Annotated in this window: 19 protein-coding genes, 3 tRNA genes and 1 pseudogene; 10 read left to right on the forward strand and 13 right to left on the reverse strand. The window is 72.9% G+C overall.

All coding sequences use genetic code 11. From position 1 onward, the window contains the following. Positions 1 to 181 precede the first annotated feature (181 nt). Complete coding sequence (locus AB0A90_RS21350) at positions 182 to 1,027, forward strand: helix-turn-helix transcriptional regulator (RefSeq protein ID WP_357250516.1); 846 nt, start codon at positions 182 to 184, stop codon at positions 1,025 to 1,027. Between the two features lie 6 nt (positions 1,028 to 1,033). Then, entirely contained in the window at positions 1,034 to 1,234 is a 201-nt protein-coding gene (locus tag AB0A90_RS21355; RefSeq protein ID WP_357250519.1) for a DUF397 domain-containing protein, read from the forward strand. 101 nt (positions 1,235 to 1,335) lie between these two features. Here AB0A90_RS21355 and AB0A90_RS21360 read toward each other — a convergent pair whose 3' ends face one another. The 5 genes from AB0A90_RS21360 to AB0A90_RS21380 form a co-directional block, all read right to left on the reverse strand. Next, positions 1,336 to 2,385 (reverse strand): ROK family protein, encoded by a 1,050-nt coding sequence (locus AB0A90_RS21360; protein WP_357250521.1) that lies wholly within the window; start codon positions 2,383 to 2,385, stop codon positions 1,336 to 1,338. Positions 2,386 to 2,606: 221 nt separating this feature from the next. After that, a complete protein-coding gene (locus AB0A90_RS21365; protein WP_357250524.1) occupies positions 2,607 to 3,386 on the reverse strand; it encodes a putative protein N(5)-glutamine methyltransferase in 780 nt (259 codons plus the stop codon). 8 nt (positions 3,387 to 3,394) lie between these two features. Further along, positions 3,395 to 4,513, reverse strand: coding sequence for a cystathionine gamma-lyase (locus AB0A90_RS21370; RefSeq protein WP_357250526.1), 1,119 nt, complete (start codon positions 4,511 to 4,513; stop codon positions 3,395 to 3,397). 7 nt (positions 4,514 to 4,520) lie between these two features. Then, positions 4,521 to 5,528 (reverse strand): NAD(P)H-dependent glycerol-3-phosphate dehydrogenase, encoded by a 1,008-nt coding sequence (locus tag AB0A90_RS21375; RefSeq protein WP_357250529.1) that lies wholly within the window; start codon positions 5,526 to 5,528, stop codon positions 4,521 to 4,523. 58 nt (positions 5,529 to 5,586) lie between these two features. Continuing rightward, positions 5,587 to 6,324: a lysophospholipid acyltransferase family protein gene (locus tag AB0A90_RS21380; protein ID WP_357250532.1), complete on the reverse strand. Its 738-nt coding sequence runs from the start codon at positions 6,322 to 6,324 to the stop codon at positions 5,587 to 5,589. 127 nt (positions 6,325 to 6,451) lie between these two features. Between AB0A90_RS21380 and cofC the strand changes: the two genes are divergently transcribed. The 5 genes from cofC to AB0A90_RS21405 all read left to right on the forward strand — a co-directional run bounded on the left by cofC (position 6,452) and on the right by AB0A90_RS21405 (position 12,185). Further along, entirely contained in the window at positions 6,452 to 7,099 is a 648-nt protein-coding gene (cofC, locus tag AB0A90_RS21385) for a 2-phospho-L-lactate guanylyltransferase (protein ID WP_357250535.1), read from the forward strand. Positions 7,100 to 7,161: 62 nt separating this feature from the next. Continuing rightward, positions 7,162 to 7,359, forward strand: a complete 198-nt coding sequence (locus AB0A90_RS21390; RefSeq protein WP_357250538.1) for a cold-shock protein — start codon at positions 7,162 to 7,164, stop codon at positions 7,357 to 7,359. A gap of 54 nt (positions 7,360 to 7,413) precedes the next feature. After that, positions 7,414 to 9,774, forward strand: coding sequence for an RNA degradosome polyphosphate kinase (locus AB0A90_RS21395; protein ID WP_357250541.1), 2,361 nt, complete (start codon positions 7,414 to 7,416; stop codon positions 9,772 to 9,774). 24 nt (positions 9,775 to 9,798) lie between these two features. Then, positions 9,799 to 11,319 (forward strand): CYTH and CHAD domain-containing protein, encoded by a 1,521-nt coding sequence (locus AB0A90_RS21400; RefSeq protein ID WP_357250544.1) that lies wholly within the window; start codon positions 9,799 to 9,801, stop codon positions 11,317 to 11,319. Next, positions 11,307 to 12,185 (forward strand): NUDIX hydrolase, encoded by an 879-nt coding sequence (locus AB0A90_RS21405; RefSeq protein WP_357250547.1) that lies wholly within the window; start codon positions 11,307 to 11,309, stop codon positions 12,183 to 12,185. The genes AB0A90_RS21400 and AB0A90_RS21405 overlap by 13 nt, the downstream gene beginning before the upstream one ends. 17 nt (positions 12,186 to 12,202) lie before the next feature. Here the strand turns inward: AB0A90_RS21405 and AB0A90_RS21410 are convergent, their stop codons facing one another. The 4 genes from AB0A90_RS21410 to leuC all read right to left on the reverse strand — a co-directional run bounded on the left by AB0A90_RS21410 (position 12,203) and on the right by leuC (position 17,254). Then, positions 12,203 to 14,200 (reverse strand): endonuclease/exonuclease/phosphatase family protein, encoded by a 1,998-nt coding sequence (locus AB0A90_RS21410; protein WP_357250551.1) that lies wholly within the window; start codon positions 14,198 to 14,200, stop codon positions 12,203 to 12,205. Between the two features lie 141 nt (positions 14,201 to 14,341). Then, positions 14,342 to 15,034, reverse strand: coding sequence for an HU family DNA-binding protein (locus tag AB0A90_RS21415; protein WP_357250554.1), 693 nt, complete (start codon positions 15,032 to 15,034; stop codon positions 14,342 to 14,344). A 172-nt stretch (positions 15,035 to 15,206) separates the two neighbouring features. Further along, positions 15,207 to 15,794 (reverse strand): 3-isopropylmalate dehydratase small subunit, encoded by a 588-nt coding sequence (leuD, locus tag AB0A90_RS21420; RefSeq protein WP_357250557.1) that lies wholly within the window; start codon positions 15,792 to 15,794, stop codon positions 15,207 to 15,209. Between the two features lie 14 nt (positions 15,795 to 15,808). Next, positions 15,809 to 17,254 (reverse strand): 3-isopropylmalate dehydratase large subunit, encoded by a 1,446-nt coding sequence (gene leuC / locus AB0A90_RS21425; RefSeq protein WP_357250560.1) that lies wholly within the window; start codon positions 17,252 to 17,254, stop codon positions 15,809 to 15,811. Positions 17,255 to 17,303: 49 nt separating this feature from the next. On the opposite strand from leuC, the gene AB0A90_RS21430 reads away from it, so the two are divergent. After that, positions 17,304 to 17,990 carry an IclR family transcriptional regulator gene (locus tag AB0A90_RS21430; protein WP_110562481.1) on the forward strand — a complete coding sequence of 229 codons (687 nt, stop codon included), beginning with the start codon at positions 17,304 to 17,306 and terminating at the stop codon, positions 17,988 to 17,990. Positions 17,991 to 18,155: 165 nt separating this feature from the next. On the opposite strand, the gene AB0A90_RS21435 is transcribed toward AB0A90_RS21430, so the two are convergent. From AB0A90_RS21435 to AB0A90_RS21450, 4 genes are all read right to left on the reverse strand, one after another. Beyond that, a tRNA-Glu gene (locus tag AB0A90_RS21435) sits at positions 18,156 to 18,228 on the reverse strand. Positions 18,229 to 18,379: 151 nt separating this feature from the next. Beyond that, positions 18,380 to 18,452, reverse strand: a tRNA-Glu gene (locus tag AB0A90_RS21440). Between the two features lie 135 nt (positions 18,453 to 18,587). Then, positions 18,588 to 18,659: transfer RNA gene (locus tag AB0A90_RS21445), tRNA-Gln, on the reverse strand. 108 nt (positions 18,660 to 18,767) lie between these two features. Next, entirely contained in the window at positions 18,768 to 19,571 is an 804-nt protein-coding gene (locus tag AB0A90_RS21450; protein ID WP_357250563.1) for a fumarylacetoacetate hydrolase family protein, read from the reverse strand. A 174-nt stretch (positions 19,572 to 19,745) separates the two neighbouring features. Between AB0A90_RS21450 and AB0A90_RS21455 the strand changes: the two genes are divergently transcribed. Both AB0A90_RS21455 and AB0A90_RS21460 read left to right on the forward strand, forming a co-directional pair. Beyond that, positions 19,746 to 21,269 (forward strand): hypothetical protein, encoded by a 1,524-nt coding sequence (locus AB0A90_RS21455; protein WP_357250566.1) that lies wholly within the window; start codon positions 19,746 to 19,748, stop codon positions 21,267 to 21,269. Positions 21,270 to 21,303: 34 nt separating this feature from the next. Continuing rightward, positions 21,304 to 21,930, forward strand: a pseudogene (locus AB0A90_RS21460) (3-methyladenine DNA glycosylase); the annotation flags it as partial. Positions 21,931 to 22,231 lie beyond the last annotated feature (301 nt).

Genomic DNA, 22,231 nt, shown 5'->3' on the forward strand with positions numbered 1-22,231 from the left:
GCACGGGGGAGAAACCCGATCGCCGCGCGCCCCATCCCTCCGGTCGCTCACCACCACCGTCGCCACGACAACCGGCGGTGAGGACGCGCTAACAGATTGACACGTTCACGGCCATGAATGCAACTCTCGTCGAGGTTCCTCCCATGCAGACGTTCCCATCGATGTGTGCGACCATCGATGCATGGCCCCGAAGACAGCCCGCGCCCGCCGGCTCGGCATCGCCCTGCGCCACCACCGGGAAGCCGCCGGCCTGACGCTGGAAACCGCCGCAGATGAGATCAACAGCACCCGCAGCACGCTCTCCCGCTACGAGAACGCCCAGACCCTGATCACCCCGGCGACCGTGCGCGCGCTGCTCACGTCGTACGGGGTGGGTGCCGAGGAGGTGTCCGCGGCGGTGCAGCTCGCCAAGGACGCCCGCAAACCGGGCTGGTGGGTGTCGTACTCCTACCTGCTGGATCCCCGCACCATCGACTTCATCGCGCTGGAGGCCGAGGCGACCGCCATCGCCAACTTCGAGCCCTCCGTGGTGCCCGGTCTGCTCCAGACCGCGGACTACATCCGTGGCGTGATGCGCGGCGGGCCGCACACCCTCGGCGACGACCTGGTGGAGCAGCGGGTCAAGGTCCGGCTCGACCGGCAACAGCGGCTCACCGGCGACCAACCACCCATCCTCGACGCGATCATCGACGAGGGCGCGCTGCTACGCCCGGTCGGCGACCAGTCGGTGATGGACGGGCAACTCCGGCACCTGGTCAAGATGGCCGAGCTGCCGAACATCAGCGTCCAGGTGATCCCGCTCTCCGCCGGTTACCACCGGGGCACCCGGGGTTCCCTGCACATCCTCGAGTTCGCCGACCCGGAGGACCCGATCATCGCGTCGGTGGAGACCGTGGCGGGTCAGATGATCCTCGACCGCGCCGGCGAGACACGTACCTGCACCAAGATCATGGAGCATCTCCGCAGCGTGGCGCTCAGCCCGGCGGACAGCCGCGGAATGCTCCTGACAACCCTGAAGGGACGGTAAGGACCGATGACACCGACGATCACAGCGGCCATCGCCGCGGCGGCGTGGCGCAAGAGCAGCCGCAGCGGCGACCAGGGCGCCTGCGTGGAGGTGGCCGCCATCCCTCGGCTGGTGGCCGTCCGCGACTCCAAGGACCCGTCCGGGCCGGCGTTGCTGTTCCCGCCGGCCGCCTGGGCCGCCTTCGCCCAGGCGCCGCCCCTGGGCTGACCGGGAGGCCGAGCCGCCGATCCGACCGGCTGCGCCAGCACCCGCCGCCCCGGCCCCCGCGCCGCCGACCACTCGGCGCGGCGGCCGGGGCGGGGCCGGTCTCAGGCGACCAGTGGCCGGGGCTCCGGGACGGCACGCAGCGCCTCCAACGCGGCGATCGCCACGCCCCGGGCACCTGCCATGTCCCGCTCCGGCACCAGCGCGAAGGTCGCGACCGCCGCCTGCTCCTCGCGGAGCACGGTGTGCTCGCGGACGGTCGCCAGGAACCAGTCCCGGAACTCCACTGCCGCCTCCACCACCCCACCACCGACGAAGTACGCGTGCGGATCGGTGAAGTTCGCCGCGACGGTGAACAGCCGGCCCAACGCCATCGCCTGCTGGGTGAAGAGGTCCCGCGCGAGGGCGTCCCCCCGTTCGCCGTACCCCCGGACCAACTTCGCCGCCCGCGCCACCGGCTCGGCGGCGAGCGGGTGGTCGGGATAGCGGGTCAGCCAGTACGGCAGCAGGTTGCGTTCGATGCCGGTCAGCGAGGCGATGCTCTCCACGTCCCCGGTGAAGCCGCAGGCGCAGGTGGGCTCCGACTGCTCCGGGCCGAGCAGCCCGCCCAGGGGGATGTGCACGTGACCAAGCTCCCCGGCCATCCCGGCGGCGCCGGCGATCACCCGACCACTCTCGACCACACCGCCGCCGAGGCCGGTGCCGACGATCGCGGAGACCGACGAGCGGCTCATCGCGTCGTCGCCGAAGTGCACGTGGTGGGCGTAGAGCGCGGCCGCGTTGCCGTCGTTGTGGTAGACCACCGGCAGGCCGAGCCGTCGCTCCAACGCGCCCCGCACGTCGAAGCCCCGCCACGCCGGCTGGGAGAAGTTCGTGGAACCCCGCGACGAGATGACGCCGTCGGCGCTGGCCGGGCCGGGAGTGTCCAACCCGACCGCCCGGACCAACTCGCGCGGCACGCCGGTCTGCGCCAGTGCGCCGTCCAGCGCTCGGGCCAGCGCCTCGATCGCCGCCTCCGGCCCGGACCGCACCTCGCTGGGGATCTCCAACAGCCCGTCCACCAGGAAGCGGCCGTCCACCGTCAGCACGGTGGCGTTGTTGCTGGTGCCGCCGTTGTCCAGCCCGACGACCACCGGCACCCCTGCGCTGCCCACCGAAAACCGCCTCCCGCCCGTCATGAGTGTGAGCCGAGGCTAGTGCCAACCCCTCTTCCCCGCCACGCCCGGCCACCCGCTTGCGGGTGGAGGCACCGACAGGCGTCACCGCACGTCCCGATTGACCACAAAGTCAGGTTCCACGCGGGACGCGGTCAGTTCGACAACGCCGTGGCCTCCGCCGAGCGGCGGCCCAACGCGGTGCCACCCGCAACGCGGACTCAGTCGGGACGTCGGGCGGTCACCGCGGTGCCGTCCAGGTCCTCGTCGTGCCGCACGTCCGGCACCAGGCCGGCTGCCTCGAACGCCGCGCAGAGCGCGTCCACCTGCGTGACGCCCGCCTCGACCACCAGGTGCCCACCGGGGGCCAGCCAGTCGGCCGCCCCGACACCCACCCGGCGCAGCACGGTCAGCCCGTCCGGGCCGCCGTCGAGCGCCACCGGGGCCTCGTGCAGCCGCGCCTCCGGCGGCATCAGCGCCACCGCGTCGGTCGGCACGTACGGGGCGTTGGCGACCACCAGGTCCAGCCGACCCCGCCATTCCGATGGCAGGGGCACGAACAGGTCACCCTCGTACACCTCGGCGGGCAGGCCGGTGAGGTTGCGGCGCGCACACGCCACGGCCGCCGGGTCGATGTCGGCGGCGGCCAGCCAGCGCGGCGCGAGCCGATGCGCCAACGCGACGGTGGTGGCCCCGGAGCCGCAGCACAGGTCGACCACCGCCGGCGCCGGCCCGGTCAATCCGGCCGCCACCTCGACCAGCAGGGCCGTCCGACCGCGGGGCACGAAGACGCCCGCGTCGACGGCGATCCGCAGACCGCAGAACTCCGCCCAGCCGAGCAGGTACTCCAACGGCTCGCCGGCCACCCGACGGTCGGTCAGGTCGACCAACGTCGCCGGGGAGTCGGCGGCGGCCAGCAGCAGATCGGCCTCGTCCTCGGCGTAGACGCAGCCGGCGGCACGCAGCCGGCGTACCAGCGCAGGCCGATCGGTGACTGTCACACGCCCCCTCAAAGCGGTCCGGCCGCGTCCAGAGCGGCGGCGATGTCGGCCACCAGGTCGGGCGTGTCCTCGACACCGCAGGACAACCGGACGAAGCCGGGCGTGGTGTCGTCACCCCACTGCGCCCGCCGGTCGGCGGTGGTGTGCAGGCCACCGAAGGAGGTCGCCGCCGCCACCAGCCGGGCGGCCTCGACGAAGCGGCCCACCCGGTCGGCGGTACCCAGGTCGAAGGAGAGCACCCCGGGCATCCGGCGCATCTGCGCCGAGGCCACCGGGTACGCCGGGTCGTCCGGCCGCCCCGGCCAGCGCAGCCCGGTCACGTCCGACCGGCCGGCGAGCAGATCGGTGACGGCGGCGGCGTTCGCGCTCTGCCGGGCCAGGCGCAGGTCGAGGGTGGCCAGCGACCGGTGTGCCAACCAGGCGTCGAACGCGCCCGGTACCGCCCCGGTGCCGGTACGCCAGAGCGTCACCGCGTCGATCACCTCGGCGGACCGGCTGGCCAGGTAGCCCAGCAGCAGGTCGGAGTGACCGGTGAGCGCCTTGGTGCCGGACGCCACCACCAGGTCGGCGCCGAGGTCGAGCGGGCGCTGACCGAGCGGGGTGGCCGTGGTGTTGTCCACGGCCAGCAGGGCGCCGGCGGCGTGGGTCCGCTCGGCCAGGGCGGCCACGTCGACCACGTCCAGGCCAGGGTTCGCCGGGGTCTCCACCAGCACCAGCCGGACCCCCTCGAAGGACGGGTACGGCCCGACGGTCGGCACGAAGAGCACCCGCACGCCGATCGTCTCCAGCACGGAGGTGGCGAACGCCCGGACCGGGAAGTAACCGTCGGCGGGCAGCACCACGGTGTCCCCCGGGCGCAGCAGGGTGAGCAGCGCCCCGGTGATGGCGGCCTGGCCGCTGGCGAAGACCCGGCAGTCCCCGCCCTCCAACTCGCCCACGGCCGCCTCCAGCAGCCGCCGGGTCGGGTTGTCCGGGCGGCCGTAGCCGTTCGGCGACTCGCCCTGGCCCTGCCACGGGTCGAGGTGGTACGGCGCGGCGAAGACCGGGCCGGGCAGGAACGGGTCCCCCGGCGCCGGCTCGGGCAGGCCGGCGCGTACGCAGCGGGTGCCGTCACCCATTTCGCTCATCGGTTCCTCACTCGTACGACTCGGGCTTGGCGGTCCGGCTCATCAGCGTGTCCACGGCGAGCCGCGGGTCCATCCCCTCGTGGCAGATCCGCTCGACGTGCTCGGTGATCGGCATCTCCACACCGTGCGCCCGGGCCAGGTCTCGGATCGCCAGGCAACTCTTCACACCCTCGGCGGTCTGCCGGGTGGCGGCCTGGGCCTGTTCCAGCGTCTCCCCGCGGCCCAGATGCTCACCGAAGGTGCGGTTGCGGGCCAGCGGGGACGAGCAGGAGGCGACCAGGTCACCCATGCCGGCGAGGCCGGCGAAGGTGATCGGGTCCGCGCCGAGTGCCACGCCCAACCGGGCCGTCTCGGCCAGCCCCCGGGTCATCAGCATGGCCCGGGTGTTGTCGCCGAAACCCATCGCGGTGGCGATGCCGTACGACAGGGCGATCACGTTCTTGACGGCCCCGCCCAGCTCACAGCCGATCACGTCGTCGTTCGTGTAGGGGCGCAGGTAGGGCGTCCGGATCGACGACTGCACGAGCACGGTGCGGTGGCTGTTCGTTCCGGCGACAACCGTCGCGGCGGGTTGCTCGGCGGCGATCTCCGGAGCCAGGTTCGGGCCGGAGACCACGACCACCCGGTCGGCGGCGACCCCGGCGGTCTCCACGATGACCTCGCTCATCCGTTTGGTGGTGCCGAGTTCGATGCCCTTCATCAGCGACACCAGGGTCGAGTCGGGGTGCAGGTGACCGGCCCATTCGGCGAGGTTGCCGCGCAGGGTCTGCGACGGCACGGCCAGCACCACCACCTCGGCGCCGGTGATCGCCTCGGCGGCGTCGGCGGTGGCGGTGACCCGAGCCGGCAGCAGCACACCGGGCAGGTACTCCGGGTTGCGGCGCTCGGTGCGGATGCTCTCGGCGACCGGCGCGCGACGGGCCCACACGGTCACGTCCCGCCCCGCGTCCGCGAGGATCTTGGCGAACGCGGTGCCCCAGGAACCAGCACCGAGTACGGCGACGTGGCCGGTCACGCGACCGCTCCGGAGCGCGTCGGGGCGACCCCGGTGCCGGAGCTGACGCTTCGCCCGTTCACGCCGCCTCGCCCTGCTGCTCGCGCCCGCCGGAGGACCGGGCCGGTCGCTCCCACAGCGGCGGCGGGGTGCCGCCGCGGACCTCGCCGAGCATGTCCCGCAGCCGCAACATGATGGTGTCCGTCATCTCCTCGAGGGTGGCCCGGGTCGGCTGGGCATCCGCCCACCGGCTCAGGTCGATCGGTTCCCCGGCGACAACTGTCACCGGAATCCGGGGGCGCGGGTTGACGCGGCTGGTCCGGGGGTCGAAGAGCCGTTCCGGTCCCCACATCACCACCGGTACGACGGGAGCCCCGGTGGCCAGGGCCAGCCGAGCGGCACCGGTCTTGGCCCTCATCGGCCACAGCTCGGGCTGCCGGGTGGTGGTGCCCTCCGGGTAGATCACCACGGCGCCTCCCTGGTCGAGCGCGGCGACCAGGGAGTCCAGTGAGCGGACCGCGTCGACGCTGCCCCGCTCGACCGGGATCTGCCGGCACCGGTGCAGGATCCAGCCGACCACCGGCACCCGGAACACGCTGGCCTTGCCCAGGTACTGCGGCCAGCGCCCGGAGTCGTAGATGAAGTGCGCGGAGACCAGCGGGTCGGCGTGCGAGATGTGGTTCGCCACGATGATCATGCCGCCGTCGTGTCGAAGGTGCTCCTGGCCACGCCAGGTCCGCCGGGTCCACACGGTCATCACAGGCTTCACCAGCCCCACGGCGAACCGTTGCCAGAACCCCAGCCTCCGCCGTGCCACTCTGCCTCCTCGTCGCGCCCCAACCCGCCGCGAAACCCCGCCCGCGACACCCGCAGCGGAAATCATGCCTGCTCGCCCCCGGTACGGCCAGCGAGGGTCCCGCCGTCCCCCTGGCAGGATTGCGGGCGTGAGTCAGCCGAGGTGGGCCGTGGTGGTGCCGGTGAAGCATCTGGCGGCGGCCAAGAGCCGGCTGCGGGGCGCTCTGCCGGACGTACCCCACGAGGAGCTGGCGCTGGCCCTGGCGGCCGACACGCTCCGCGCGGTGCTGGCCTGCCCGGCGGTCGCCGAGGCCCTGGTGGTGACCGACGACGACCGGGTGGCGGCGGCGGCGCGGTCCGCCGGCGCGCGGGTGCTGCCCGACGAGCCGGCCGCCGGACTGAACGCCGCGTTCCGGCACGGCGCGGCAGGAACGACCACCGGGTGGGTGGCCGGGCTCACGGCGGACCTGCCGGCGCTGCGCCCGGCCGAGCTGGCCGGCGCGCTGCTCGCGGCGCAGAACGGGCGAGAAGTGGTACGCCGTTTCGTGCCCGACGCGCCGGGCACCGGCACCGTGTTGCTCACCGCGCCGCCGGCGGTACCGCTGGACCCCCGCTTCGGGGTGGGCTCGGCGGCCGCGCACGCGGCGAGCGGGGCGCTACCACTCAGCGGCGACTGGCCCAGCCTGCGCCGGGACGTGGACACCGCCGCGGACCTGACCGCCGCCGCCCGGCTCGGGCTGGGGCCGCGCACCGCCGCGCTGGTCACCGCCGCCCGCCCGGCCCGCTCGGCGGGCTGACCCGCCCGGCCCGCTCGGCGGGCTGACCCGCCCGGTCCGCCCGCCGGGTGTACGGTGCCAGCATGCAAGGCACGGTGGCCAGCTACGACGCGGCGACGCGCAGCGGTGTCCTGCTGCTCGACGACGGCACCGAGATGCGTTTCCCCGCCCAGGCCTTCGACGCCTCCGGGCTGCGGCTGCTCCGGCTCGGCCAGCGGGTTCGCATCGACACCGATCCCGACGGAGAGGTCGTCCGGGTGACATTGCCGACGATGATCTGAGCCGGCGGGCCCAAGTTCATTTTGCGTTAACCGTAATCGGGTGATTATGAGCGGGTGAGCACCCCTCGCGAGCACCCGGCCAACCCGCCCGCCACCGACCTCCGCAACGGCTCCCGTACGCGCGGCACCGACGGCCGCTTCCGCCCGACCCGTGCCGAACGGGCCGGCGCCGCCCGCGCCGACACCCTCGCCGACGATCCCGGCGGCGCCTCCTCCGGGCTGGACGAGGTCCTCGACCCCGGGCCGACCGTCGAGGCGACCGGCCCGACCGCCGGCGGCGTCCACCAGGTCCTGCCCGACGACCTGCCGACCGGCGCCGGCGACGAGGACGAGGACGCCCCGCCGCCGACGCCGCTGCCGGAGGACCGGTTCCTCAACCGGGAGCTGTCCTGGCTCGACTTCAACGCCCGGGTGCTCACCCTGGCCGAGGACCAGCGCACCCCGCTGCTGGAACGGGCCAAGTTCCTGGCGATCTTCGCCAGCAACCTGGACGAGTTCTACATGGTGCGGATCGCCGGGCTGAAGCGGCGGCTCTCCGCCGGCCTGCCGGTACGCGGCGGGGACCGGCTGCCGCTGCGGACCCAGTTGGAGCTGATCGCCGAGCGCACCGGGGCACTGGGTGCCCGCCACGCCGCCTGCTTCGTCGACGACGTCCTGCCCAGGCTGGCCGACGAGGGCATCCGCATCCTGCGCTGGGCTGAGCTGGGCGACCCGGAGCGGGAACGCCTGCGCACCTACTTCCGGGAGCACATCTTCCCGGTGCTGACCCCGCTCGCGGTGGACCCGGCGCACCCGTTCCCGTACATCTCGGGGCGCTCGCTGAACCTGGCGGTGGCGGTTCGCGACCCCGATGGCGGTTCGGAGCTGTTCGCCCGGGTGAAGGTGCCCAACAACGTCCCCCGCTTCGTCCGCGTGGACCGGGACCAGCCGGGCGTGCGGATGCTGCCGGTGGAGGACCTGATCTCGGTGCACCTGGGTCAGCTGTTCAGCGGCATGCAGGTGGTCGAGTGCCACCTGTTCCGGGTCACCCGCAACGCCGAGGTGGAGGTCGACGAGGACCGCGACGAGGACCTGTTGCAGGCCCTGGAACGGGAACTGGCCCGGCGGCGGTTCGGCCCGCCGGTGCGCCTGGAGGTGGCCGCGTCCATCTCCGACCACGTGCTGGAGCTGCTCGTCCGCGAGTTGGACATGGACGACCAGGACGTCCTGCGGGTGCCCGGCCTGCTGGACCTGTCCGCGCTGTGGCAGGTCTACGGCGAGGCCGACCGGCCGGACCTCAAGGACCCACCGTTCGTGCCCTCCACCCACCCCCGGCTCGCCGAGGGGGAGGTGCCGCGCAGCGTCTTCGCCACCCTGCGCGACGGGGACATCCTGGTGCACCACCCGTACCACTCGTTCGCCACCAGCGTGCAGCGCTTCATCGAGCAGGCGGCCGCCGACCCGAACGTGCTGGCCATCAAACAGACCCTCTACCGCACCAGCGGCGACTCCCCGATCGTCGACGCGTTGGTCGACGCGGCCGCCGCCGGCAAGCAGGTGGTGGTGCTGGTGGAGGTGAAGGCCCGCTTCGACGAGGTGGCCAACATCGGCTGGGCCCGCACGCTGGAACGCGCCGGATGCCACGTGGTGTACGGCCTGGTCGGCCTGAAGACGCACTGCAAGACCGCGCTGGTGGTCCGCCAGGAGGGCAACCAGATCCGCCGTTACTGCCACATCGGCACCGGCAACTACCACCCGAAGACCGCCCGACTGTACGAGGACTTCGGCATGCTCACCGCCGACCCGGAGATCGGCGCGGACCTCACCGACCTGTTCAACGTCCTCACCGGCTACAGCCGGCAGACCGCGTACCGGCGGTTGCTGGTCGCCCCGCAGGGCATTCGCAGCGGGCTCATCGAGCGGATCGAGCGGGAGATCTCGCACGTTCGACTGGGCATGCCCGGCCTGGTCCAGTTCAAGGTCAACTCGCTGGTCGACGAGGGGATCACCGACGCGCTGTACCGGGCCTCCCAGGCCGGCGTCCACGTCGACCTGCTCATCCGGGGCATGTGCACGCTGCGTCCCGGGGTGCCCGGGCTGTCGGAGAACATCCGCGTCCGCTCGATCCTCGGCCGTTTCCTGGAGCACTCGCGGGTCTTCCGGTTCGGCAACAACGGCGAGGCCGAGTTCTGGATGGGTTCGGCCGACCTGATGCACCGCAACCTGGACCGTCGGGTGGAGGCGCTGGTGCAGGTGACCGACCCGATCGCCCGAGCCGAGCTGGATCACGTGCTGACGGCCGCGATGAGCCCCGATGTGGACGCGTTCGAGCTGGCCGGCGACGGCAGCTGGACCCGGCGGACCAGCGCCGACGACAACGCCCGGGCGCACCTGCAGGAACTGCTGTTGCGCCGCGTCGGTGGCACGGCCGGCTGACCGATCACCGCATAGGCTTGGCTGATGGTTGAGGAGGAGCAGAAGTACGAGGTGGACGACGCCTACGTGCTGCCGGATCTGGCCGCCACGGCCCCGGCCGGCGGTCGGGTCCGGGCACTGCCAGCGGTGACGCTTGTCGCCCGTTATCTCGACACCGTCGACCTGCGGCTGGCCCGCGCCGGCGCCTCACTGCGTCACCGCAAGGGCGACGAGCTGCCCTGGACGGTGAAGTTGCCGACCGGGACGCCGGGCGTCCGGCACGAGATCTCCCGCCCGGGGCCGAAGGGGCAACCACCACCGGAGTTGGTGGAGCTGGTCACCGTCCTGCACCGAGGTGCGCCGCTGGCCCCGGTGACGGTGGTGCGGACGGTCCGGCACGCGTACGAGGTGTGCGACAAGGCCGGCACCGTGCTCGCCGAGGTGGTGGACGATCGGGTGACCGTGCTGGACGACTCCGGCGCCACCACCGACACGTTCCGCGAGCTGGAGGTGGAACGCAAGGCCGGCGACCGCGAGCTGCTCGACCGCATCGGGGCGGTGCTGCGGGAGGCGGGCGCCCAGGGCGGGTCGTTCACCCCGAAGCACGTACGGGCGCTGGGCGCGGCGGCGCAGGCCGATCCGGACCTGGTCGCGCCGGCCGGGCTGACCGCCGAGGCGAGCGCGGGCGACGTGGTGACCGAAGCGGTCCGCAAGGAGATCCGCCGGCTGCTGGCGCACGACCCCCTGGTCCGGCTGCGCGCCCCGGCCGGCGGTGGGGACACCGCCGTGCACCAGATGCGGGTGGCCTGTCGACGCCTGCGCAGTGATCTGCGTACCTTCAAGCCGCTCATCCGCAAGACCTGGTCCCGCCCGCTGCGCGACGAGCTGCGGTGGCTGGCCGGTGTCCTCGGCGCGGCCCGCGACGCCGAGGTGCTGCGCAAGCGGTTGCGGGACACCGCCAGCGCCGATCCGCTCAGCCCTCTCGACCAGGGCGCGGTGGACCGGCTGGACGAGGTGCTCGCCCAACGGCAGGGGCAGGCGCTCGCCGCCATCGACGAGGCGATGCGCTCCCCGCGCTACCTGGCCCTGGTGGACGCTCTGGTGCTGGCCGCCCGCGCGCCCCGACTCACCCGCGCGGCGGCTGCGCCCGCGGCGGAGGCGTTGCCCGCGCTGGTGGCCCGGCCCTGGCGGCGGCTGACCGGGCCGGACGGCGTCGACGGGCTCGACGCCCAGGCGCCGGACGAGCGCTGGCACGCCGTTCGCAAGGAGGGCAAACAGGCCCGGTACGCGGTGAACGCGGTGGCGACGACCGTCGGCAAGGGCGCGCGCCGGCTGTCCCGCGCCCTGGCCGGTGTGCAGGACGTGCTCGGCGAGCACCAGGATGCGGCCGTGGCGGCGGACACCTGGCTGGAGGTCGCCGCCGAGCGGCCGGACGATCACGAGCTGGCGGTCACCGCCGGGCGGCTGGCCGAGCGGGAACGCCTGTCGGTACGCCGGATGCGGGACCTCTTCCCGGCCGCCTGGCACCGGGCCACCCGACGGCGGCGGACCAGTTGGCTGCCGTGATCGGCATCCGGGCGGCGGGCGGGGTGGCCTGGCGGCCGACCCCCGAGGGCGTACGCGTCTGCGTGGTGCACCGCCCCCGCTACGGCGACTGGACGCTGCCGAAGGGCAAGTTGGAGCCGGGTGAGCACGCGCTGGCCGCCGCCGTACGCGAGGTCGCCGAGGAGGCCGACGTCCGGGGCGTACCGCAGGTGCGGCTGCCGTCGGTGCGGTACCGCAGCGAGGGGCAGGACAAGCTCGTCGACTACTGGTCGATGCTCGCGGTGGCCCGCGGCGGTTTCCAACCGAACACCGAGGTGGACGACATTCGGTGGCTCGCGGTGGACGACGCGATCCAGTTGGTCAGCTACCCGCACGATGCCGAGGTGCTGGCGGCGTTCGCCGCGCTGCCGGCGGTCACCGCGACTGTCGCGCTGGTCCGGCACGCGCACGCCGGTAAGCGGGCCACCTGGTCCGGCCCGGACGTCGGCCGCCCCCTGGACGCCAAGGGGTGGGCGCAGGCGGCCGCGCTGGCCGATCTGGTGGCCCTGATCCGACCGGCCCGGCTGGTGTCGGCGTCACCGCGACGCTGCGTGCAGACACTGGATCCGGCCGCCGCGCTGCTCGACCTGCCGATCGAGATCTGCGGCGACCTGGACGAGCCACAGCCCGGCCAGCAGGCCGACGAGCAGATCCTCGCCACCGCCGCGAGGCTGCTGGAGTTGGCCACCGCCGGTGGGCAGGTGGCGGTGTGCAGCCAGGGCAAGGTGCTGCCGGGTGCCCTGCAACGGTTGACCGGCCGCACCGACGAGGAGTTCAACACCCCCAAGGGCGGCGGTTGGCTGCTCGCCTTCGGCGGCGACCGGCTGCTCGCCGCCGACCGCCTCTAGTCCCCGCCCACGCGCGGTCAGCGGGGTGGCAGGGTCAGGGTCACCGCCACCGGCAGGTGGTCGCTGGCTGTGCCGCGCGGTGCGACCGGGTTCGTCGCGGTGAGATCGGGCGAGACGAAGACGTGGTCGATCTGCTCGCGCGGATCGTCGGCGGGGCTCGTCGCCAGCGGTCGGGCCGACGCCAACGCGTCGACCAGACCGGCCGCCGTGAACTGTCCGAACGCCTCGTCGCCCGGCTCCGTGTTCAGGTCACCCGCCACCACCAGGGGCCGGCCGGCCGCGTACCCGGTGGCGAAGTCGGCGACCGCGCGGGCCTGGACCACCGGACCCCGCCCGGGTGGAGGTTGCAGGTGGGTGCTCACCACAGCGGTGCGGACGCCGTCACCGAGGTCAAGCGTGACGGCGAGCGCCTGCGCGCCGGTGGGCGCCCCGACGGCCGGCAGGGCGAGGGTCCGCGGATCGGTGACCGGCCAACGGCTGAGCACCGCGTCGCCCCAGACCGGGTCGGCGGCCGGCCCGAAGACGTACGACATGCCGAGCCGGTCGGCCAGTAGGTCCAGGGTGTCGTGCCCACCGTTGAGCAGCCAGGCCCGGTCCACCTCGCTGAGCAACACCACGTCCGGTCGTTGTCCGTCGACGGCCTCGGTGAGCCCGGCCAGGTCCAACCGGCCGTCCAGCCCGAAACCCATCCGGATGTTGTACGCCACCACGGTCAGCCGCTCCGGTGGACCCTCCCGATTGCTGGCGACCGGCACCTCGTCGGCGAGCACCGGCGCCAGCAGGGCCAGCGCGGTGACCGCGCCAGCGGCCCGGAGCGGCGGAAACGGTCCGGGGGTCGGGTCGGCCACGGGACGGGCGGCGAACGCGACCACGGCGACCAGCAGGGCCACCAGCACGGGCACCGAGGCGTTGGGGTAGCCGAGGTCGTAGGCGGAGTAGTACCCGACGGCACCCAGCGCGAAGACGAGCATGCCGGCGGCGACCGCGTACCCCCGACGAGCCGCCGACCGCCTGTCGACTCCCTCGTCGCCGGCACCGTCAGCCGGGGCGGCAGCAGCGAGACCGGCACCGTCCGCGAGACCGGCGCTGTCCGCCGTACCGGCGGCGGGGTCGCTCGTCGGGAGGCTGGCGTCATCGGTGCGGGCGAGGCAGGCGCCGAGACCGACGGCGGCGAGGAGAATGGCGGGGAGGAGCAGGTCACCCTGGTCGAGGGCGAACAGCACGGCTCCAAACACCACCGCCACCGGTCCGTACACTCGGCTCCACCGCTGCGGTCGGGTCAACGCGGTGCACAGGAAGGCCGCCACCGCCACCGGCACCGGCGCCATGCCGAACAGCGGCGAGCGCGCCACCGCACCGCCGACCTGCAGGTACGACATTCCGGTCTCGGCCAGCGCCGGGGAGAGCGCCACCATTCCGGCCAGCAGCAGCGCCGGTCCGGCCAGCAGCCACGCCCGAACCCCACCGACGCCCGCCCGGCTGCCGGACCGCGCCGTACCGTCCCCGTTGCCGGACCGCGCCGCACCGAACAGGAACAGGGCCACCGCGACGGAGCTGAGCAGCCAGGCCACCCAGTCGCCCCGCCAGACCAGGTCGACGGTGTCCAGCACCGCGTGCAGGGCCGCGTTGACCGCGAACCCCAATGCCAGCCCCGGGACCGGGCGGTCGGTGTCGGCGGCGACGCCGACCAACCAGACGAGCCCGGCGAGCAGCCCGGCGGTGGCCAGCCAGAGCTGCGTACGCCCGCCGGGGGCGGCGGTGAGCGCGAGCCGGGCGACGGCGAGCGCGACGGCGGCGACGACCGTGACCGGGCGGGCGCCGACCCGGCGAACCACCGCGGGTGCGCCGAGCGCGAGCACGAACCAGCCGAGGGCGAACGCGCCCATCAGCTCGGCCGGGGTGGACGCCGCCTGACCGAAGATGGTGATGATGCCGGGCAGCCAGACGCGCAGCACGTCGATGAGGAGGATGACGCCCAGCGCGAGCGTCCCGGTGGTGACCTGGCGGTAGCGCACCGGCGCCCCATTTCGGTGTCGGCGAGGCCGGCGGAGGGGACCGGCACGGCGATTCTGCGTGAGCGCGCCGACCGGGTCAACGGCCCCCGTACGCCGAAAGGGCGTCCACCCGTGGGTGGACGCCCTTTCGGAGCTGGTCGGTCAGCGCTTGCTGGCCGCCTTCTTGGCCGGAGCCTTCTTCGCCGGCGCCTTCTTGGCCGCCGTGCTCTTGCTCGCCGTCGCGGTGGTCTTCTTCGCCGCGGTCGACTTGGTCGCCGCGGTGGTCTTCTTCGCCGCGGCGGTGGTCTTCTTGCTGGCGGCCGTCTTGGTCGCCGTGGTGGTCTTGCTCGCCTTGGCCGGGGCGGTCTTCTTGCTGGCGGCCGTCTTGGTCGCCGCGGTGGTCTTGCTCGCCTTGGCCGGGGCGGTCTTCTTGCTGGCGGCCGTCTTGGTCGCCGCGGTGGCCTTGGTGCCCGCCGCCTTGGTGCCTGTCGTCTTGGTGCCCGCCGCCTTGGTGCCGGCCGTCTTGGCCGTGGCGGTGGTGGTGGCGGCCTTCTTCGTCGCCACCGTGGCCTTCGGCACCTTGCCGCTGGCCACCATCTCCTTGAACCCGGCGCCGGGGCGGAAGGTCGGGACGGATGTCTTCTTGACCTTCACCGCCTCGCCGGTACGCGGGTTGCGCGCTGTTCGCGCACCACGCACACGCTTTTCGAACGCTCCGAATCCGGTGATCGCCACCTTCTCGCCCTTGGTGACCGCCGCCTGGACCTCGGTGAGGACCGCCTCTAGGGCGTTCGTCGCCGTCTTCCGGTCCCCCAGGCGAACGGCGAGCGCCTCGATGAGCTCGGCCTTGTTCACGACTTCCTCCCGATTGTGCAACTGACTCTTCGCGAGCCATTCTGCGCGCACGTTATGCCCTGTGCTGCCGGGACACAAACATTCGGTAGAAAAAAGCCCTTGTGTCGTAACGGATTCACCCCGACCGGTCGGACCGATGGGGGTGGAATCCGCTGTGCGGCCGGGCGTACGGCTATGCCACGGAGGGCAGGAACGGCAGTCGCCGGGCCTCGTACGAGTCGATGTCGGCGACGTTGCGGAGGGTGAGTCCAATGTCGTCGAGGCCTTCCAGCAGCCGCCAGCGGCTGAAGTCGTCAAGCGGGAACGACCAGTTGGCGTCCCCGGCGCGGAGCTGGCGGGCGGTGAGGTCGACGGTCACCGGGGTGGTCGGGTCCGACTCGATCAGGTCCCACAGCTCTTCGACGGCTTTCAATTCCAACTCGACCGGCAACAGACCTTCCTTGAGGGCGTTGCCGCGGAAGATGTCGCCGAAGCGCGGCGCCACCACCGCGCGGAAGCCCCAGTCCCGCAGGGCCCAGACGGCATGCTCCCGGGAGGAGCCGGTGCCGAACTCCGGGCCGGCGATCAGGATCGACGCGCCGGAATAGCGCTCATCGTTGAGAACGAATGTCGGATCTTCCCGCCACGCGCTGAACAACCCGTCGGCGAAGCCCGTTCGGGTCACCCGCTTGAGGTACACGGCAGGGATGATCTGATCGGTGTCCACGTTGGACCGCCGCAGCGGCACGGCCGTGCCGGTGTGGGTGGTGAACTTGTCCATCTCCTCGGTCCCTTCTACAGGTCGGCGGGGGCGGCCAGTCGGCCGGCCACGGCGGTGGCGGCGGCGACCGGCGGGGAGACCAGGTGGGTACGCCCACCCCGGCCCTGACGGCCCTCGAAGTTGCGGTTCGAGGTGGAGGCCGAGCGCTGGCCCGGCTTCAGCGTGTCGGGGTTCATGCCCAGGCACATGGAGCAGCCGGCGAACCGCCATTCGGCCCCGGCGTCCGCGAAGACCTTGTCCAGTCCCTCGGCCTCGGCGGCCTCCCGGACGGCTGCGGAACCGGGCACCACGAGCATCCGGACGCCGTCGGCGACCTGGTGGCCCCGCAGCACGTCGGCGGCGGCCCGCAGGTCCTCCAGGCGGCCGTTGGTGCAGGACCCCACGAAGACCACGTCGATGGGCAGCTCGCGCAGTGGGGTGCCGGGGCGCAGGTCCATGTATTCCAGGGCGCGGCGGGCTGCGGTGCGCTCCGAGTCGGTGAGGAAGTCCTCCGGGTCCGGCACCGGCGCGCTCAGCGGCGCCCCCTGCCCCGGGTTGGTGCCCCAGGTGACGAACGGGGTGATCCGGCTGGCGTCCAGGGTCACCTCGGCGTCGAAGCTCGCGCCCTCGTCGGTGGGCAGCGTCCGCCACCACGCCAGCGCCGCGTCCCAGTCCGCGCCCCGCGGCGCGTTCGGCCGACCCTTGAGGTACGCGAAGGTGGTCTCGTCCGGCGCGATCATGCCGGCCTTGGCGCCCCACTCGATGGACATGTTGGCGATGGTCATCCGCCCCTCCATGGAGAGGGCCTCGATCGCCTCGCCGCGGTACTCGACGATGTGCCCACGCCCGCCACCGGTACCGACCTGGGTGATCAGCGCGAGCACCAGGTCCTTGGCGGTGACGCCCGGGGCCAGCCGCCCGGTGACGTTCACGGCCATCGTCTTCGGCCGGCTCTGCGGCAGCGTCTGGGTGGCCAGCACGTGCTCCACCTCGCTGGTGCCGATGCCGAAGGCCAGCGCGCCGAACGCGCCGTGGGTGGCGGTGTGCGAGTCACCGCAGACGATCGTCATGCCCGGCTGGGTGACACCGAGCTGGGGGCCGATCACGTGCACGATGCCCTGGTTGTCGTCGCCGAGCGGGTGCAACCGCACCCCGAACTCGGCGCAGTTGCGCCGCAACGTCTCGATCTGCGTACGCGACGTGGGGTCCTCAATGGTGAGCAGGTCACCACGGCGCAGGCGGAACGCCGGGTCGGCGTACCCGGTTGGGGTGTTGTGGTCCTCGGTCGCGAGGGTCAGGTCGGTACGACGCACCCGGCGACCGGCGAGCCGCAGCCCGTCGAACGCCTGCGGGCTGGTCACCTCGTGCAGCAGGTGCAGGTCGATGAAGAGCAGATCCGGCTCACCAGCGGCGGACCGTACGACGTGCGCGTCCCAGACCTTCTCGGCCAGGGTCCTCGGCTCAGGAGTGACTCCCACCATCTGGACATCCTAAATTCTGGGAGGTAAGTTTCGGCTTGTGGGACACAGTATGAGCGGTGTCGGCGTTCTCGACAAGGCGGTGGTCATCCTGGCCGCCTGCGTCGACGGCGCCAGCCTGGCCGAACTCGTTGATCGCACCAAGCTGCCCCGAGCCACCGCACATCGGCTGGCCCAGGCCCTGGAGATACACCGGATGCTGGTGCGGGACACCCAGGGCAGATGGCGCCCCGGCCCCCGCCTCGGCGAGCTGGCCAACGCCGCACCGGACGTTCTGCTGACCGCCGCCGAGCCGTTGCTGGCCGCGCTGCGCGACGCCACCGGCGAGAGCGCACAGCTCTACCTGCGCCGTGCCGACGAGCGGATCTGCGTGGCCGCGGCGGAGCGCGCCAGTGGCCTGCGGGACACCGTTCCGGTCGGCTCGGTGCTGCCGATGACGGCCGGCTCCGCGGCGCAGATCCTGCTCGCCTGGGAGCCGCCGGAGGCGGTGATGCCGCTACTGCCGCGCAGCAAGTTCACCGGCCGCACGCTCGCCGAGGTGCGCCGCCGTGGCTGGGCACAGAGCGTCGCCGAGCGGGAGGCCGGTGTGGCGAGCGTCTCCGCCCCGATCCGCGACCGCACCGGGAGGGTGATCGCCTCGGTGAGCATCTCCGGCCCGATCGAGCGCCTGGGCCGCCGCCCCGGCGAACGCCACGCCATGGCCGTAGTAAGAGCCGGCCAACGCCTATCCGGCCTCTAACCCCACCCCCCCACCCCTCCCCACCCCACCCGCGGTGATCAAGAAGTTTGCGTCACGACACGCCGGAGCCGGTGACGCAAAGCTCTTGATCACCGAGGCATGGGGGGCGGGACAGGGTGGGTACGAGAAAGGCTCATCTCGCGGAGCGAGATGAGCCTTTGGTTGTAGCCCCGACCGGATTCGAACCGGCGCTACCGCCTTGAGAGGGCGGCGTCCTGGGCCACTAGACGACGGGGCCAGAACTTTTCCGTTCACCGCCCTCGCGGGCGGTACGGCTGTAGTCTAGCGGCACCGTCGCACCGGCATGATCGCGGGGTGCGGGGGCACAGCGGGCGGCGCGGAGAAACGAAACAGCCCGCCTCACCTGGTGAGACGGGCTGTGCACGATGTAGCCCCGACCGGATTCGAACCGGCGCTACCGCCTTGAGAGGGCGGCGTCCTGGGCCACTAGACGACGGGGCCAGAACTAACTCTTGCTCCCCCACCCTGACGGGCAGAGGAGCTGCACTCTACCGAAGACCACTCTCCGCCCCCGAAGGGACGGAGCCGAACTTCGTCAGAATCCAGCGTCTGGAACTCTCGCGAATTCCAGCAGCGCTGGGGTACCAGGACTCGAACCTAGACTAACTGAACCAGAATCAGTCGGGCTGCCAATTACCCCATACCCCATTGGCCCCTTGCGGTGCCGGGAGTGAACTTTACCCTCCCGGTGCCAGCAGGCCAAATCGGATCCCCCCGAAACGCGTGTGAGCTGCGAAAACGGGGGCATCCGACGGATCAGGCGACGGGGACCACCGGGTTGGTGAGCTCGCCGATGCCCTCGATCCGCACAGTGACCGTATCCCCCTCGACGAGCGGGCTAACCCCGGCCGGAGTGCCGGTGAGAACGACGTCGCCGGGCAACAGGGTCATCACGTGCGAGATGTACGACACCAGACCCACCACGTCGAAGACCATGTCCTTCGTGCGGCCGAGTTGGCGTACCTCCATCTCCTCCGGGTTGCGACCGACCTCACACCGGATCTCCACGTCGGAGACGTCCAGTCCGGTGGTGATCCACGGGCCGATCGGGCAGAAGGAGTCGAAGCCCTTGGCCCGGGTCCACTGCCCGTCCGAACGCTGGAGGTCCCGAGCGGTGACGTCGTTGGCGCAGGTGTAGCCGAAGATGGCGCGTTCGGCGGCAGCCCGGTCGGCGCGACGCGCGCCGGGCGCCCCGATGACGACCGCCAACTCCGCCTCGTGCTCGACCTGCTTGGAGAAGATCGGCAGTCGGATGGCGTCCCGGGGGCCGATCACCGAGGTCGAGGGCTTGAGGAAGAGCAGCGGCTCCTTGGGCACGTCGTTGCCGAGTTCGGCGGCGTGGTCGGCGTAGTTGCGGCCGACGCAGACGACCTTGCTGGGCAGGATCGGCGAGAGCAGTCGGACGTCGGAGAGGGCCCAGCGGGCCCCACTGAAGGAGAGGTTGCCGAACGGGTGGCCCTCGATCTCGGCGATGGTCAGGCCCTGCGGCCCGGCCTCCGGTTCGCCTTCGACGGCTCCGAACGACATTCCCTTGGCATGGGCGAAACGAGCGATACGCACCCCGCCAATCTAGCCCCGCCACCCCCTCGACCGGCCAGGACCGGCCGTCGGGTGTGCGCAACCCGTCAGCGCGCGGCACCCTACCGGGGCTGAAGGTGACCGGGGTGGGGTTCGCGGCTTCGTACCCGCACGGAGGCAGCGCGCCCCTAGCGTCGGCTCCGGAGGTTCGTTCGTATGCCTGCATCGACACGACACCACAGAGCCCTCGCAGTGTTCGTACACTGCCTCGGCATCCTCGCCGCCGTGCCGGCCCTGCCGGCAGTGGCGCCGGAGGCCGCGCCGCGACCACCGGCCGCGACAGCCCGACCGCCGGACGCCACGTCGCGACCACCGGCCGCCACCGCACGACCGTCGGAAGCCACAGCCCGACCGCCGGACGCCACCGCACGGCCACCGGGCGGCGCGACCCGACCGAGCGCCGCGCCGACCGGGGTGCCGACGGCCGCGCCGGGGCGGACCACGCGCCCACCGGTCGCGGTGGTCGCGCGGATGTCCGCCGAGCCCACCCCGCCGTCGGCGCCACCGGCGGTGGCGCCTCCGTCCCGGGCGCCCGCGTCGGCGCCGCCGCAGCAGGTCACGGTGGCGGTCGCGCCGGAGAGCAGCCCCGCACCGAAGTACCGGATCCAGGTGCGCAACGTGGGCAACGCGCCGGTGGACACCACCGTGCGGCAGGAGCTGCCGCCCGGGTCGTCGCCGACCGCGATCAGCGCCGGTGGCCGGTCCACCCAGGCGGGCGGGTCCAGCACCGAGGTGACCTGGCGGTTGAGACTGCCGGCACACAGCAGCGCCACGCTGGGCACCGCGCTCGCCACGACCGCGCCCGGCCGGCCACTGACCGCGCCGGCCTGCGCGTTCACGAGTGACGGCACCCGGCCGTACGACTGCGCCACGGCCACCTGGAACGCGGCGGCCGCCCCTGCGGCCGAGGTCACCGACGCGCCGCCGTGGCGCCGGTACCCGGTGCTGCTCGCCGGACTGGTGGTCCTGCTGCTGATCAGCGCCGCCCTGGTGTGGGTGTGGCGACGTCGGCGCGCGGGCCGGGTCACGGCCACCGCGCTCGCCAGCCGTAGCGGACCCGCCGACGGTGGTCGCGGAACGATCTACCCGCGACCGGCAGCTCCGAGTGCGACGCGGCGTCGGCGTACCCCGCCGGTCTGGTTGTTGGTGGGTGCGGCCGTGGCGGTGCTCGCCGGCGTCGTCGGCACCGCGGGCTGGACGGCGACCCGGCAGGTCTCGGCGATCGACACGCAGAAGCAGCCCACCAGCGGAGCGTGGACGGGGACCGGGGTCACCGGGCCGGTGGGGGTGCCCCTTCGCGAGTCGGCGTTCGAGTTCACCGTGTACCGGATGTCGTGCGGAGCGCCCGGCACCGCCGGGAAGGGCGACGGCGGAGGTGCCGCGCCGGCCAACGGCCGACGTTGCCAGGCCACCGTGGGTGTCCGCAACGTCACCGGGGACCACCAACCCTGGCACGGCCAACTGCAACGGGCGTACCTGCCCGGTGGGCGCTGGGTGAGCACCGACGAGTCGGCCACCCGGGCGGCGAACCTGGGTCGGGACATCTTCGCCGACCCGATGGCCGCGGGCAGTCGGACGGTGCTGCCGCTGGTCTTCACCGTCGACGGACGGGATCCGCCGCAGCAGCTGGAGCTGCGCAGTGGGGTGTTCTCCGCGGGTGTGCGGGTGCACATGCCCTGACCGGATGCGCGGCGGCGGTCGTACCCTGGGGTGCGTGACCGCCGCCCTCGCTCCCGCCGTGCTCGACGCGGCGCAGTGGCAGGCCCGCCGGCGCGCCCACGAGGAGCGGGCGGACGTCTGGCTGACCCCGCACCTGGCCCGCCGGCGGCGTGGTGAGCGGCATCCGGTGGCCGACTTCCTGTTCACCTACTACTCGCACCGCCCGGCCCAGCTCCGTCGCTGGCACCCGGGCGCCGGGGTCGAGCTGCGCGATGCCGATCCGGCCGAGTTCGGCCGGGACTACCGCGCCACCACCGCCGGGGTCATTCTCGACACCGAGGGGGTACGCGCGCGGCGCGGCGACTCGGTCGCCTGGATCCGCTCCCTGCTGGCGGCCACCGCCGGGCGGGCGCCGCACTTCGGCTGCTTCGGGATGCACGAGTGGGCGATGGTCTACCGGCAGACCCGCGAGGAGGTGCGGCACAACGCCTGGCCGCTGCGGCTGACCCCGGAGCGGACCGCCGCCGTCGTCGAGGAGCGGGGCGTGCGGTGCAGCCACTTCGACGCGTTCCGGTTCTTCACGCCGCCGGCCCGGCCGTTGAACCTGCTCACCCCGACCCGGGAGACGCAGCACGCGCACGAACAGCCGGGCTGCCTGCACGCCAACATGGACCTGCATAAGCGCAACTCAGGCACCCCTCAGAGGTCGGGGGTATGCAAGCGGCACGAAGCGGACAACAAGGGCCCGAACCGTTGACAAGCATCCCCGCCGCAAGCTGGCTTCCCCAATTGGAAGCTCACGAGAAGCGCACCGACTCCCTTACCGCAGGCCACCGCGCCCGCAAGGCCACGAGTGAACGCCACGCGATCGATGACTTCTTGTACGACTACTACGGCACCAGGCCCTCCGTGCTCCGACGCTGGCACCCGGGCGTCGGCATCTCCTTGGAGCCCGGACCGAACGGCTCTGCCCCACACCGACA

The sequence above is a fragment of the Micromonospora sp. NPDC049204 genome (assembly GCF_040647935.1).
Taxonomy (GTDB): Bacteria; Actinomycetota; Actinomycetes; order Mycobacteriales; family Micromonosporaceae; genus Micromonospora.

Coding starts and splice junctions, on each gene's coding strand:
- AB0A90_RS21370 (WP_357250526.1), bottom strand. CDS start 4,513: ATGAGCGAAATGGGTGACGGCACCCGCTGCGTACGCGCCGGCCTGCCC.
- AB0A90_RS21400 (WP_357250544.1), top strand. CDS start 9,799: ATGGTTGAGGAGGAGCAGAAGTACGAGGTGGACGACGCCTACGTGCTG.
- leuD (WP_357250557.1), bottom strand. CDS start 15,794: ATGGACAAGTTCACCACCCACACCGGCACGGCCGTGCCGCTGCGGCGG.
- AB0A90_RS21355 (WP_357250519.1), top strand. CDS start 1,034: ATGACACCGACGATCACAGCGGCCATCGCCGCGGCGGCGTGGCGCAAG.
- AB0A90_RS21455 (WP_357250566.1), top strand. CDS start 19,746: ATGCCTGCATCGACACGACACCACAGAGCCCTCGCAGTGTTCGTACAC.
- AB0A90_RS21430 (WP_110562481.1), top strand. CDS start 17,304: ATGAGCGGTGTCGGCGTTCTCGACAAGGCGGTGGTCATCCTGGCCGCC.
- AB0A90_RS21390 (WP_357250538.1), top strand. CDS start 7,162: ATGCAAGGCACGGTGGCCAGCTACGACGCGGCGACGCGCAGCGGTGTC.
- AB0A90_RS21350 (WP_357250516.1), top strand. CDS start 182: ATGGCCCCGAAGACAGCCCGCGCCCGCCGGCTCGGCATCGCCCTGCGC.
- leuC (WP_357250560.1), bottom strand. CDS start 17,254: ATGGTGGGAGTCACTCCTGAGCCGAGGACCCTGGCCGAGAAGGTCTGG.